This is a genomic window from Lysobacter silvisoli (assembly GCF_003382365.1).
GTDB classification, from domain to species: Bacteria; Pseudomonadota; Gammaproteobacteria; order Xanthomonadales; family Xanthomonadaceae; genus Lysobacter; species Lysobacter silvisoli.
On sequence record NZ_QTSU01000002.1, the window covers coordinates 541,827 to 554,834 of the forward strand.

At 70.6% G+C, this 13,008-nt stretch carries 14 protein-coding genes; 8 read left to right on the forward strand and 6 right to left on the reverse strand.

Annotated elements, in window-relative coordinates:
• Positions 1-23: 23 nt before the first annotated feature.
• Positions 24-1,829, forward strand: a complete 1,806-nt coding sequence (locus DX914_RS13630; protein WP_115859658.1) for an MFS transporter — start codon at positions 24-26, stop codon at positions 1,827-1,829.
• Between the two features lie 19 nt (positions 1,830-1,848).
• On the opposite strand, the gene DX914_RS13635 is transcribed toward DX914_RS13630, so the two are convergent.
• From DX914_RS13635 to DX914_RS13660, 5 genes are all read right to left on the reverse strand, one after another.
• The gene (locus tag DX914_RS13635; RefSeq protein WP_147300677.1) at positions 1,849-2,520 is read right to left on the reverse strand and encodes a hypothetical protein; all 672 of its coding nucleotides are present in this window, start codon (positions 2,518-2,520) and stop codon (positions 1,849-1,851) included.
• A 112-nt stretch (positions 2,521-2,632) separates the two neighbouring features.
• Positions 2,633-3,700: a DUF5694 domain-containing protein gene (locus DX914_RS13645; RefSeq protein WP_425480687.1), complete on the reverse strand. Its 1,068-nt coding sequence runs from the start codon at positions 3,698-3,700 to the stop codon at positions 2,633-2,635.
• An 86-nt stretch (positions 3,701-3,786) separates the two neighbouring features.
• Complete coding sequence (locus tag DX914_RS13650; protein WP_115859661.1) at positions 3,787-5,106, reverse strand: sensor histidine kinase; 1,320 nt, start codon at positions 5,104-5,106, stop codon at positions 3,787-3,789.
• Positions 5,103-5,843: a response regulator gene (locus DX914_RS13655; protein ID WP_115859662.1), complete on the reverse strand. Its 741-nt coding sequence runs from the start codon at positions 5,841-5,843 to the stop codon at positions 5,103-5,105. The genes DX914_RS13650 and DX914_RS13655 overlap by 4 nt, the downstream gene beginning before the upstream one ends.
• A 44-nt stretch (positions 5,844-5,887) precedes the next feature.
• Entirely contained in the window at positions 5,888-6,655 is a 768-nt protein-coding gene (locus DX914_RS13660; RefSeq protein WP_115859663.1) for an alpha/beta fold hydrolase, read from the reverse strand.
• Between the two features lie 281 nt (positions 6,656-6,936).
• Here DX914_RS13660 and DX914_RS13665 point away from each other — a divergent pair, with 281 nt between their 5' ends.
• The 5 genes from DX914_RS13665 to DX914_RS13685 all read left to right on the forward strand — a co-directional run bounded on the left by DX914_RS13665 (position 6,937) and on the right by DX914_RS13685 (position 10,291).
• On the forward strand, positions 6,937-7,956 hold the full coding sequence (locus tag DX914_RS13665; protein ID WP_115859664.1) for an alpha/beta fold hydrolase: 1,020 nt from the start codon (positions 6,937-6,939) through the stop codon (positions 7,954-7,956).
• 15 nt (positions 7,957-7,971) lie between these two features.
• Positions 7,972-8,490 (forward strand): cytochrome P460 family protein, encoded by a 519-nt coding sequence (locus DX914_RS13670; protein WP_115859665.1) that lies wholly within the window; start codon positions 7,972-7,974, stop codon positions 8,488-8,490.
• 37 nt (positions 8,491-8,527) lie between these two features.
• Positions 8,528-8,944, forward strand: coding sequence for an organic hydroperoxide resistance protein (locus tag DX914_RS13675; protein WP_115859666.1), 417 nt, complete (start codon positions 8,528-8,530; stop codon positions 8,942-8,944).
• 76 nt (positions 8,945-9,020) lie between these two features.
• On the forward strand, positions 9,021-9,725 hold the full coding sequence (locus DX914_RS13680) for a cytochrome c biogenesis CcdA family protein (protein WP_158549296.1): 705 nt from the start codon (positions 9,021-9,023) through the stop codon (positions 9,723-9,725).
• Between the two features lie 2 nt (positions 9,726-9,727).
• Positions 9,728-10,291 carry a thioredoxin family protein gene (locus tag DX914_RS13685; protein ID WP_115859668.1) on the forward strand — a complete coding sequence of 188 codons (564 nt, stop codon included), beginning with the start codon at positions 9,728-9,730 and terminating at the stop codon, positions 10,289-10,291.
• A 3-nt stretch (positions 10,292-10,294) separates the two neighbouring features.
• On the opposite strand, the gene DX914_RS13690 is transcribed toward DX914_RS13685, so the two are convergent.
• Entirely contained in the window at positions 10,295-11,356 is a 1,062-nt protein-coding gene (locus DX914_RS13690) for a DNA topoisomerase IB (protein WP_115859669.1), read from the reverse strand.
• 138 nt (positions 11,357-11,494) lie between these two features.
• Here DX914_RS13690 and DX914_RS13695 point away from each other — a divergent pair, with 138 nt between their 5' ends.
• Both DX914_RS13695 and DX914_RS13700 read left to right on the forward strand, forming a co-directional pair.
• A complete protein-coding gene (locus DX914_RS13695; protein WP_115859670.1) occupies positions 11,495-11,848 on the forward strand; it encodes a hypothetical protein in 354 nt (117 codons plus the stop codon).
• Between the two features lie 141 nt (positions 11,849-11,989).
• Positions 11,990-13,006, forward strand: coding sequence for a transporter (locus tag DX914_RS13700; RefSeq protein WP_115859671.1), 1,017 nt, complete (start codon positions 11,990-11,992; stop codon positions 13,004-13,006).
• Positions 13,007-13,008 lie beyond the last annotated feature (2 nt).

Genomic DNA, 13,008 nt, shown 5'->3' on the forward strand with positions numbered 1-13,008 from the left:
CATTCCACGACAGGACCGGCCCCATGAACGACGCCATCGCCATGCCCGCGCCCGCCGACCGCGCCTCGCCGCGCTGGCAGCTGCGCTATCTGTTGTTCATCGCCGGCATGGGCGGCCTGCTCTACGGCATCGACATCGGCATCATCGCCGGCGCCCTGCCCTATCTGGAGGCCACCGCCAGCGCGAGCTGGCATCTGAGCAGCCAGCAACTGAGCTTCGTGGTCGCCGCGGTGCTGCTGGGCAGCGTGCTGTCCTCGCTGTTCGCCGGCCTGGTGGCGGACTGGATCGGACGCCGCGGCGCCATGCTGCTGGCCGGCGTGCTGTTCGCCGCCAGCATTCCGATCATGGCCCTGGCCTCGGGCTATGTGCCGCTGCTGCTGGGCCGGTTGCTGCAAGGCGTGAGCGGCGGCCTGATCGGCGTGGTGGTGCCGCTGTACCTGGCCGAAGTGCTGAGCCCGGAGCGGCGCGGCCGCGGCGCGGCCATGTTCCAGCTGCTGCTCACCACCGGCCTGCTGCTGGCGGCGCTGATCGGCCTGTACCACGCGCAGGCGGTGGACGCGGCCGCCGCGTCGGCGCAGTCGCTGTCGGCCCAGGAACAAAGCCGGGTGCTGTTCGCTGCCAAGGACCACGCCTGGCGCACGATCTTCTGGAGCTGCCTGTTGCCGGGCCTGGTGTTCAGCGTGGGCGTGCTGCTGCTGAGCGAATCGCCGCGCTGGCTGGTGCGGCGCGGGCGCATCGAACAGGCGCGCGCGGCGCTGCGGCGCACGGTGCCGGCCGACCAGGTCGAGGCCACGCTGCAGAGCATGCTCGCGCCCGACGCGGCCGACGACCGGGCGGGCGCGACCGCGCGCGACCGCCTGCTCAGCCGCCGCTACGTCTGGCCGTTCCTGCTGGCCTGCGTGATCCTGGCCTGCACTCAAGCCACCGGCATCAATTCGGTGCTGGCCTACGCGGTCAACATCTTCAATCAGGCCGGCCTGCCCGGCGCGGTGGCCAACGGCGCCGACGTGGCGATCAAGCTGCTCAACGTGGTCATGACCGTGGTCGCGCTGGTGCTGGTGGACCGCAAGGGCCGCAAGTTCCTGCTGATGCTGGGCAGCGGCGGCATCGCCCTGGCGCTGATCGCGGCGGGCCTGCTGTTCCTCAGCGCCGAGCGCGGTCGCGCCGACGTGCGCGAGACCTTGCAACAGCAGGTCAGCGCCGATGCGCTGCAGCTGCGCATGGACGCCGCGCAATGGCAGCGTCTGGGCGCGAGCGACGGCACACGACCGCAGCAGCTGACCGTGTCCTATTCCTACGGCGGCTTCAGCAACGTGCGCTCGCTGCGCAGCGACGCGCTGGGCGAACCGGAACTGCTGCTGCGCCGCGAGGACAGCGTACAGCCCGACAGCGTGATCGGCGCGACCTTCCGCCGCCTGCACCTCAACCCGTTCCCCGACCCGGCGCAGGCCGCGCAGGCGCCGCTGCGGATCGAGCGCGCCAGCCTGGGCCCGGTGCCCACCGCCGCGCACGGCTGGGCGGTGGCGGCCTGCATCCTGGTGTTCGTGGCCTTCTTCGCGGTAGGCCCGGGCGTGTGCGTGTGGCTGGCGCTGTCGGAGCTGATGCCCACGCGCATCCGCTCCAACGGCATGAGCATCGCCCTGCTCATCAACCAGTTCGTGTCGACCTCGATCGCCGCGATCTTCCTGCCCACGGTCGGCCACTACGGCTACGCCAGCATGTTCTTCTTCTGGGCCGGTTGCACCGTGGTCTACTTCCTGGTCGCCGCGTTCGCGCTGCCGGAAACCAAGGGCAAGTCGCTGGAGCAGATCGAGGCGAACTTCCGCTGAGCCGCTGCGCCCGGGCGCGTCAGCCGCGTCCGGCCAGCGTGGCCTCGCCGGTCAGCGAAGTGCCGAAGCTGGTCGCCGCTTTGACGTAGTCCGCTACCACGCAGTTCTTCAGCACTTCCCGATCGGCCTTGGTCAGCTGGGGCCCGGAACTCGAGGTGGCGCTGGCCGGCAGATCGGGCACCGCCAGCCCCAGCATCAACGCATTGACGAAGCCGTTCTTGTAGCTGGCGGTGGCGTTGATCGGCACCTGGTTGCTGGCGCCCACCGAACCGTAGCAGGGAATCAGCGAGCGCTGGAAGAACTGTTCGGCCAGCGTGGTGGCCTGCGAGGCGCTGCGCGTGGACGCGACCCAGAAGTTCTGCGCCGCGCGGGTGAAGGCATTGCTGACGCCCACCAGCGGCATGCGCAAATCGGCCGGGAAGTTCATCACATCCTGCAGCGTCAGCGCGTTCAGGCCGATGAAGCTGTGCGGGTCGGTGACGGCCGCGCTCATGCTCTGCTGGTCGTCCGCGCTGAGCGCGTTGAATTCGGCTTGCGAGGCAGAGCTGAGGTCCAGCAGCGGGTTGCTGGGCGGCGCTGCCGGTGGAGCAGCAGGCGGCGCGGCACTGCCGGCGCTGCTCCTGGCGCCCTCATCGGGAACCGTGATGCTGGACTTGGGCGGCGCAGGCGGCCGGCTTTGGCTGCTTCCCATCGCGATTCTCCTGATGCGGACGACATAGCCGCGGGGCCGCAGCCCCACGGGTTCGCTAATCAGGAACGGAAGCCGGCAAGGCCCGTGAATATCGCCGGCGCTTGCCGCCGCCTTACTTCAGCGCCTGCTCCGCGTCGACGAGCTCCACGCCCTGCATCTGCCCCAGCCAGGCATCGAACCAGGGCTTGTGCGAGCTGCCGACGATGGACAGCACGCGCGCACCGGGGCGCTCGCGGAACGCGCTGCGGATGTTGGCGACCATGCGCAGGTTGCGCGCCTCCCAACCGGCCACGTAGAGACGTCCGTAGCGTTCGGGCGAGCGATCGCGCAGTGCCGCGCCGAAGTCGCTCTCGATCGCCAGCTGCAGGACGTCCGGGCGGTTGATGTAGCGGTACAAGGCGAGCATGTCGCCGCTCTTGGACAGGGCGGCCTGGCGGTCGCGCATCGGCTTGGCGGCCGCTTCCGCGGCGCTCCAGGCCCGCTGCACCGCGCGGCCATAGGCGGCGCCGTCGGCCACGTCGATGTTGTCGCCGGTGTGGTCGTCGACCAGATGCAGGCGTTGCAGCCCCAGGCGCGCGGCCAGCACGGCGCCGATGGCGTAGTTCTCGTTGTTGTACTGCACGGATTTCTGCAAGGCGGCCACCAGCGCCTCTTCCAGGCCGTCGCCGGCGCGTCGCTCGGCCTCGGGCAGCTGCAGCCACTGGACCACGGCGGACGGTTTCTCGTTGGCGGCCATGAACACCGCGGCCAGCCGCCGGCGCTGCTCCGGCGTGGGCGAATCGGGCCATTGACTGAGCAGCCGCCGCGCCTCGGCGATCGCGGCCGGCACATCCAGACCGGTCGCGGCGCGCGCCGCGTCGGCATTGCCGCAGTATTGAGCGATGTCTTCGGGCTTGTAGATCGTCGGATGACGCGCGACCAGATCGCACTGTTCGCCGGAAATCGCTTCGATGGTGATCACGTCCGGCTTGAACGCGGCCAGTTTGTCCAGCAGGGGCTGCAGCGAGTCGCGCTCGAAGCCCTTGGGCAGTGCGTTCAAGTGCACGCTACCCAGGACCAGCAGTCGCGTGGGTTCCCCCGGCATGTCGCGGTCCAGCGTCGACAGATCCACCTGCGCGCCGGCCGGCGAAGACGCGAGGAAGGACGACAGCAACACGCAGATCGTCAGTGCCTTATGCACGGTGCAACTCCTGGGCGCGAGGGTAGCGGCACCTTAGCCGGGGGCTCCGGTGGCAGACAGTGTCGAAAGTTCGTTGTGCTGCGCTCTCAGGCCAGTTCGATGCTGGCCCGCAGGCCACCGCCCTCGCGGTTGCTCAAGCGCAACCGACCGCCCAGCGACTGGGTCAGCTGCACGGCGATGGCCAGGCCCAGGCCGGTGCCGCCGCTGGCGCGGCCGCGCGACGGTTCCAGGCGGTGGAAGGGCTGCAGCACCGCGTCGAGCTGGTCTTCGGGAATGCCGGGACCGCGATCCAGCACATCGATGCAGAGGCCGCCGCCGTCACCCGCGCGCAGCCGTACTTCCGCGCCGCCCGCGTAGGCCAGCGCGTTGTCGATCAGGTTCTGCACGATCCGCCGCAGCACCTGCGGGTGGGTTTGCACTGCGCCTGCCTCGCCCCGCCCGCGCGTCACCGGCTTGCCCATGTCTTCGTAATCGGCGACCACGCTGTCCAGGAACGATGGCAGATCCAGCCGCACCGGCGCGCCGGTCACCGCGTTGGCGCTGCGCGCGTAGTTCACGCCTTCGCGCACCAGCTGGCTGATCTGGCCCACGTCCTCGATCAGGCGCGCCTGCGCGGGGCTGTCGTCCAACGACTCCAGGCGCAGACGCATGCGCGTGATCGGGGTCTGCAGGTCGTGCGAGATCGCGGCCAGGATCTGCATGCGCTCGGACACGTGCGCGGCCACGCGCGCCTGCAACGCATTGAGCGCGCGCGCCGCCTGCGCGACTTCGCGGGGCCCTTCCTGCGACAGGGCCGGTCCGGCCTGGGCCGGATCCAGGCGCTCGGCCGCGGCGGCCAACCGCACCAGCGGCCGCGTGGCCAGGCGCACCGCGAGCCAGGCGCAGATCAGCAGGAGCACCACCTGCGCGCCCAGCATCCACGGCAGCCAGCGCGCGATCGGCATCGGCGCGGGCGTGAACTCCACGGTCAGCGGTTGTCCGTCGGCCAAGGTCAGTTCCAGTTCGTAGCGCTCCGGCGACGCCGACACCGCGCGCGGCCGCAATGAGTAGCGGTGCTGCAAGGCGTCGTCGACCAGCCCGGCGACTTGGCGTGCGCGGTCGCCGTCCAGCGGCGTGCCGGCCTGCGCGGGGCGCAGCAGGTAGCGGTAGGTGCGTCGCTCCAGGCGCGGCAGCCACTGCGCGCGCTCGGCCGCGGGCAGGTGTTCGAGCAGGGCCACGCTGACCTGGATGTCCTGCTCCAGCCCGGACAGCATCATCGATCGCGTGGCCATGGCGCGTTCGTAGAACAGCAGCGCGAACGACAGCGCATGCGCCAGCAGCAGACCCGTGGCCAGGATCAGCAGCAGGCGCGCGCCCAGGGTGCGCGGCAGCAGGCGCAGGCGGCGTGGCGGCGCCGTGGCGTTCATGCCTGGTCGCCGATCAGCACGACCGGCTGCGAGAACACATAGCCCTCGCTGCGCACGGTCTTGATGTAGGTCTGCTCGCGCGCGTCATCGCCCAGGCGCTGGCGCAAACGGCTCACCAGCAGGTCGATGGAGCGGTCGAACACCTCGGCGTCGCGGCCCTGGGTGAGGTTGAGCAGCTGGTCGCGGCTGAGCACGCGTTGCGGATGGTCCACGAACACCCGCAGCAGGCGGAACTCCGCGCCGCTGAGCGCGTAGGCGGTGCCGCTTTCGTCCAGCAGGTGGCGCGAGGCGGTGTCCAGGCGCCATTGACCGAAGCCGATCAGGCGCGCCGCCTCGGACACCTGCAGGTTCGGCGGCAGCATGCGCGCGCGCCGGATCACCGCGCTGATGCGCGCCAACAGCTCGCGCGGCGAAAACGGCTTGGTCACGTAGTCGTCCGCGCCCATTTCCAGGCCGACGATGCGGTCGGTCTCGTCGTCGCGGGCGGTCAGCAGGATCACCGGCACCGCACGGTGCTTGCCCGCGCGCAGGTTGCGGCACAGCGACAGGCCGTCCTCGCCGGGCATCATCACGTCCAGCACCACCAGGTCCACGTCGCTGGTGTCCAGGGCCGCGCGCATCTCGCGGCCGTCGGCGGCCAGGCTCACTCGCAAACCGTTGCGGCGCAGGTACTCGCCCACCATCTGGCGGATCTCGCGGTCGTCGTCGACGACCAGGATGTGATCGATGTGGCTCATGCTGCTCTCCGCCGGCGGCGGGCGCGATGCCCGCAGCGCGAATGTTAACGCGCGGGCGCGGCCGCGCTGGCGTCCACGATGGCCTGGCTGACCTCGTCGGGCGCTGCCAGCGGAGAAACGTGTCCGGCGTCGACCTCGCGCAGTTCGGCGCCGATGCGGCGGGCGGTGTCCCGCTGCAGCGCTGGCGACAGCGTGCGGTCCTGGCGCGAGACCACGTACCAGCTGGGCCGCGACTTCCACGCCGCGCGATCGACACGCTCGGCCAGCGCGGAGGCCTTCAGCGGCAATTGATGCGCGTAGACCTGCGCCTGCGCCTCTGGCGCCAGGTCCTGGGCGAAGTCGGTCGCGACCGCTTCCTGCGACAGCGACAGAAAGCCGCCCTGGTTCTGCAGCTTCTGCGCGCCGGGCGTCATCTGGTAGCGCTGCAGCTGCTGGCTCGAACTCTCGCCCGCGTCCGGCGCGAACGCGGCCACGTAGACCAGCGCGCTGACCTTGGGATCGTCGCCGGCCTGGGTGATCACCGTGCCGCCCCAGGAATGGCCGACCAGCACCACCTGGCCCGGCGCCTGCGCGATCGCGCGCCGGGTGGCGGCGGCGGCGGCGTCCAGCGAGGTCAGCGGGTTGTCCACCGCCACCACCGGCAGTCCGCGCTGACGCAGGCGTTCGGCCACCAAGTCCCAACTGGAGGCGTCGGCGAACGCGCCGTGCACGAGCACCACGGTGGGCTTGGCTTCGGCGCGTCGTTCGCCGGCGTGCGCCACGGGCAGGACGGCGGCGGCGAGGCATAAGGTGAGAACGGTGGAACGCAACATGGCAGTGCTCCTTGCGGTTGGGAGCCGCCATTGCAGCGCCGCCGCGTAAGCCGGGTTTGTCGCCATTGCCGCCGCTTGGTATCGCAATGCGTCGCCCGGCCGGCTGCCTACATTCGGATACAAATCCGCCGGCTTTGTAAGCCTGTGTATCCAGGCGCGCTTTCGCGCCAATACCCGACAAAACCCCGCTCCCGGGAACACGGAGGCGACAAGCCTGCGGCGTGCAATGGCCCCCATCGCCAACGGGGCCTGCCGCCCCCTCCACCCTCGGGAGTACGACCATGCCTACGAATGCCCTCCGCGCCGCGGCCCGCCTGACGCCCTGGCTGCTGGCCGCGCAATGGTTTCTGGCCGGCGCCGCGCAGGCCGCCGCTCCGGCCCCCGCTGCGGCGACGCCGGTCGCGCCGCTGGTCGCCGACCGGCACATCGATGCGGGCGATCTGAACGTCGGCTACGCCGACCTGGGCCCGGCCGATGGCGAAGTGGTGATCCTGCTGCACGGCTGGCCTTACGACATCAACAGCTATGCCCAGGTCGCGCCGCAACTGGCCGCGCGCGGCTACCGGGTGATCGTGCCGCACCTGCGCGGCTACGGCAGCACCCGCTTCCGTTCCGCCGACACGCCGCGCAACGGCGAACCCGCGGCGCTGGCCACCGACGTGATCGCGCTGATGGACGCGCTGAAGATCGAACGCGCCACCCTGGCCGGCTACGACTGGGGCGCGCGCTCGGCCGCGATCGTCGCCGCGCAGTGGCCGCAGCGGGTCAAGGCGCTGGTGTCGGTGAGCGGCTACCTGATCGGCAGCCAGCAGGCCAGCCGCAAGCCGCTGGCGCCGGCGGCCGAGCTGCAGTGGTGGTACCAGTTCTATTTCGCCACCGACCGCGGCCGCGACGGCTACGCCCAGTACACCCACGACTTCGCCAAGCAGATCTGGCGCCTGGCCTCGCCGCAGTGGAAGTTCGACGACGCCACCTTCGCCCGCAGCGCCGCCGCGCTGGACAACCCCGACCACGTCGCCATCACCATCCACAACTACCGCTGGCGCCTGGGCCTGGCCGAGGGCGAGGCCAAGTACGCGGCGCTGGAGCAGCGACTGGCGCAGGCACCGAGCATCGGCGTGCCCACGATCACCCTGGAAGGCGACGCCAACGGCGCTCCGCATCCGCTGCCGGAGACGTACGCGGCCAAGTTCACCGGCAAGTACGAACACCGCCTGCTGCGCGGCGGCATCGGCCACAACCCGCCGCAGGAAGCGCCGCAAGCCTTCGTGCAGGCGGTCGTCGATGCCACCCGTCTGTAAGGCAGGAGCCTCGTCATGAACCGTCTCCATTATCTCTTGCCGGCCGCCGCCGCGGCCGCTCTCGTACTGGCAGTGCTGGCCTGCCGATACGACGGACGCAGCGACGAACGCCCCGGTCCCGTCGCGCCGATCTACGGAGTAGGCCTGCCCGAGGGCTATCCCGAGTGGCCGCTGGTCGCGCCCGCGCAGGAGGCCGCGCCGCTGGACGAACTGCGCGCGGTCGTCGCCAACGAAGTGGCCATCCGCGCCTATCGCCAGGGCGTGCGCCCCTTCCCCGATGGCAGCGTGCTGGTCAAACGCGCCTGGAAGCACCTGCCTTCGCCGGACTTCGCACCGGCGTCGATTCCGGGCCAGGCCACCACCGTGCAAGTGATGGTCAAGGACGCGCGGCGCTACGCCGCCACCGGCGGCTGGGGCTATGCGCGCTTCATCGACGGACGTCCCGCGGATGCCGTCCAGCACCGCACTTGCCATGCCTGCCACGCCTCTCGCGTGCGCGACCGCGACTACGTGTTCACCCGCTTGGCGCCCTGAGCGCACGGCTTCACCCACCCACCGCAAGGAACTCCCCATGAACGCGCTCGACACCGTGCTCTACACCGGCAAGACCCACACCTCCGGCGGCCGCGAGGGCCGCTCGCGCAGCGACGACGGCCAGTTGGACATCGCCCTGTCGCCGCCCGGCAGCGGCCGCCCGGGCACCAATCCCGAACAACTGTTCGCCGCCGGCTGGTCGGCGTGCTTCGAAGGCGCGATCAAGATCGCCGCGCGCCAGCTGCGGATCGCCGTGCCCAAGGAACTGGCGATCGATGCCGAAATCGACCTGGGCACGATCGGCGACGGCTACCAGCTGCAGGCCCGCCTCGATGTGTCGCTACCCGGCCTGGCGCCGGAGCAGGCACAGGCCCTGGTCGATCAGGCTCACCGCACCTGCCCTTACTCCAAGGCCACGCGCGGCAACATCGACGTGCAGATCCGTCTGGTCTGAACGCCGTCGCGCGCACCAAGCACGCGGCAGCGCCCTGCGCGCTGCCGCGCGGTGCCAACGCCCAGCAGGCATCCCCATGATCGAATTCGCTCTGGCCCTGGCCGCCGGCATGGCCACCATCCTCTCGCCCTGCATCCTGCCGGTGCTGCCGATCGTGCTGGCCACCAGTGCCGGACGCGGGCGGGTGCAGCCGCTGCTGGTGGTGACGGGCTTCACCGCCAGCTTCGCCGCTAGCGGGCTGTTGATCGGCGCGTTGGCGGCCTCGTCCGGCCAGCTGCAGGGCAACGTGCGCACCGCGTCCATCGTCGTCCTGCTGCTCGCCGGCCTGGCCTGCCTGTGGCCCGCGCCGTTCGAATGGGCGCTCGCGCGGATGCGGGCGCTGCTGCCCCTGCGTTCGCCTGTCGCACCGCCGCGTCCGCCTATCGCCGGCAAGCTCGGCGCATTGCTGGTCGGCGCCTCGCTGGGCCTGGCCTGGACACCCTGCGCCGGCCCCGTGCTGGCCTCGGTGCTGTCGCTGGCGGCCAGCGCGCAAGCGCCGGGCCAGGCCAGCGCCTTGCTCGGCGTCTACGCGCTGGGCGCGGGCCTGCCCATGTTGCTGATCGCCTATGGCGGGCACTGGGTGAGCGCGCGTCTTGCGTTCCTGCAACGCCACGCCACCGCCTTCCGCCGCCTGTTCGGCGCCATCGCCATCGGCGTGGCCGTGCTGCAACTGCTGCAGTACGACGCGCTGGTCTCGGCCTGGGCCACCCAATGGCTTCCTCCCCTCTCGCAAGGACTCTGACCATGAAACTGCCTTCCGCCCTGACCCTGCTCACCGCTTGCCTGTTCGCCTCGGCCTGTTCGCCCGAAGTGATCGCCGATCCAGTCGAACCTACTCACAGCTCTCCGGCGCCGGTAGCGCCCGAATTCACCGGCATCGACCGCTGGTTCAACAGCCCGCCGCAGACCCTGCGCCAGCTGCGCGGCAAGGTGGTGCTGGTGGAGTTCTGGACCTACTCCTGCATCAACTGCATCCGGGTGCTGCCTTACGTCAAACAGTGGCATGCCAAGTACCGCGATCAGGGCCTGGTCGTGGTCGGCGTGCATACGCCCGAATACGGTTACGAAAAGAATCCGGACAATGTGCAGGCCGCGGTGCGGCGCTTCGGCATCACCTACCCGGTGGCCCAGGACAACGGCTATCGAACCTGGAACGCCTACCACAATCGCTACTGGCCGGCGCTGTACCTGATCGATCAGGACGGCCGCATCGTCTACCAGCATTTCGGAGAAGGCGACTACGCGACCACCGAGGCGACGATCCAGCGGCTGCTGGCCCGGCCGCACGGCGGCCAGGCGGCGCGCTGACGCTCATCGCGCAGCGGAGCGGCGGCTCGCGCGCAGGAACTTCAGCGCCGCCCGCTCCCACTGCGCCTCGCTGCGCGCGCCGTCCGCGCAGCGCGCCAGGCGGCCGTCGCGCCAACCGGCGAACACCTGCGGATCGATGTAGGCCTTGCGGCAGACGGTCACGGTGTTGCGCAGGAACTGCGCGACCTCGCCCACCACCTCGGTCTCCGCGCTCGCCCAGGCGCGTTCGCTGATCGCGCCGTTACGGCCCGGCACCGGCAGCGGCGTCGCCGCCAGGCGCTTGAACGCGGCCAGGGTCGCGCCCCAGGTGCGGAAGTCCTTGGCGGTGAACTCCGCGCCCATGGCCTCGCGCAGGTAGGCGTTGACCGCGCCCGAGTCCACCGGCTGCACCTTGCCTTCGTCGTCGCGGTACTGGAACAAGGCCTGCCCCGGCAGCTGCTGCACGCCGCGCATCATTCGCACCAGGCGCGCGTCGTTGAGCTCGGCTTGCTGCGCCTGTCCGCCCTTGCCGCGGAAACTCAGGAGCGCGCGGCCACCGCGCAAGAACGCCACATGACGGTTGCGCAACGTGGTCAGGCCGAAGGAGCGGTTGCTGCGCGCGTACTCGCCGTTGCCGATGCGCAGCAGGGTCTCGGCCATCACCGCCACCACCATCGCCAACACCTTGTCGCGCGGATAGCCGGGCAGGCGCAGGTCGCGGCGCACACGCCGGCGCAGCGCCGGCAGCGCGCGGCCAAAGGCGAGCACGCGATCGAACTTGCCCTCGTCGCGCTGCTGGCGCCATTGCGCGTGGTAGCGGTACTGCTTGCGCCCGCGCGCATCGCGGCCGGTGGCCTGGATATGGCCGCGCGCGTCGGCGCAGATCCACACGTCGGTATAGGCCGGCGGTATCGCCAACGCGCGGATGCGCTGCAGCGTAGCCGTAGCGCGTACCGCGCGGCCGCGTGCGTCTCGGTAGGCGAAACCTCGGCCGGCGCGGCGGCGATGGATGCCGGGTTCGCCGTCGTTTACATAGCGCAGCCCTTTGGGACGCGCGCGGGTCTTGGAGGAGCGTCTGACGGCCATGGCGACAGGACTAAGCGTGGCCACGTGGATGGCGCGTCAAGACGCCGCCGCGGGTTCGTCACCTGCGCCTCACTCGCCTCGCACGGCGCGATCACCGCAGCGGGCCTAAGCTCGAACTCCCCCTGCTGGAGACGCGACATGCTCCAGACCGCCGCCATCGTGCTGGCCATCACCGCCTTGGGCGGCCTGACCATGGCCGCCATCCGTTTCGCGAGCCGGCACAACCCACCGGCCTGGCTGGCCATGCTGCACGGGCTGCTGGCCGCATCGGGCCTGACCTTGCTGGCCTACGCGATCTGTACCACGCCTGTCCCACCCACCGCCACCTTGGCGCTGGCACTGTTCCTGCTGGCCGCGGCCGGCGGCGCGGTGATGAGCCTGGGTTACAAGTGGCGTCAACGCCTGCTGCCGAAGTGGCTGGTGATCGCGCATGCGCTCGCGGCAGTGGCCGCATTCGCGCTGCTGCTGTTGGCGGCGTACGGCACGAGCTGACCGCACTGAAGCGATCCAAACCTGCCGCATCCGGCTCGGTGCATGACAACGGCGTGACAAGCCGGTCCGTGTATCGCTAGCGCAAACCGGCGGACAGCGCGATCGGCTACTCTTGCGCGCGTACAGACACCGGATTCCCGCATGCGGAGCATCGATACCTCCTACGGCTCGGACAAGGACGGGCTGATCTGGGGCTACCGGTTCTCGCCCGAGCGCGCGGCCGAACCCATCGGCGCCGACGACGTAGCGGCGTTCCTGGCTGACGACGAAGCGTCGGCCTCGCATGATTTCCTGTGGCTGCATTTCTCGCTGTCCAACCAAGGCGCCGAGCGCTTCCTGCGCCGCTCGCTCGGCCTGCCCGACGCCTTCCTGGAATCGCTGCGCAGCGAAGTCGGATCCACTCGCCTCGAACTCGACGACGGCCGCCTGGTCGCGGTGATCCACGACGTGCTGTTCGACACCACCTTCGACGCGTCCGAAGTCGGCACCACCAGCTTGTGCATCGCGCCGCGGCTGGTGGTGAGCGCGCGGCTGCGGCCGTTGCGTTCGATGGAGCAGCTGCGCACCGCGGTGCGCGGCGGCCAGGCCTTCCGCTCGCCGGTGGAACTGCTGGCCGATCTGCTGCGCGGCCAGGCCAACGTGCTGGCCGACATCCTGCGCAAATCCACCGCGCGCGTGGACGAGATCGAGGACCGGCTGCTGGCCAACCGCATCAGCACCGACCGCAAGGAACTGGGCGCGCTGCGCCGCAGCCTGGTGCGCCTGCAGCGCCTGCTCGCGCCCGAGCCCACCGCGCTGTTCCGCCTGCTCAACCGCCCGCCAGCCTGGATCGACCGCGAAGACGTGGCCGACCTGCGCCAGGCCGCCGAGGAGTTCGCCACCTCCATCGGCGATTCCGCAGCCCTGGTCGAGCGGGTCAAGCTGATCCAGGAAGAACTGGCCGCCCTGGTCAACGAACAGACCGGCCGCACCCTGTTCGTGCTGACCGTGGTGACGGTGCTGGCGCTGCCGGTGAACCTGGTCGCCGGCCTGTTCGGCATGAATGTGGGCGGCGTGCCGTTCTCCGGCCACGCCCACGGCTTCGCGATCCTGGTGAGCCTGCTGGTGACGCTGACGGTGGTGCTGGCCTACCTGGCGTTCTGGCGCAAGCGGGACTGAGC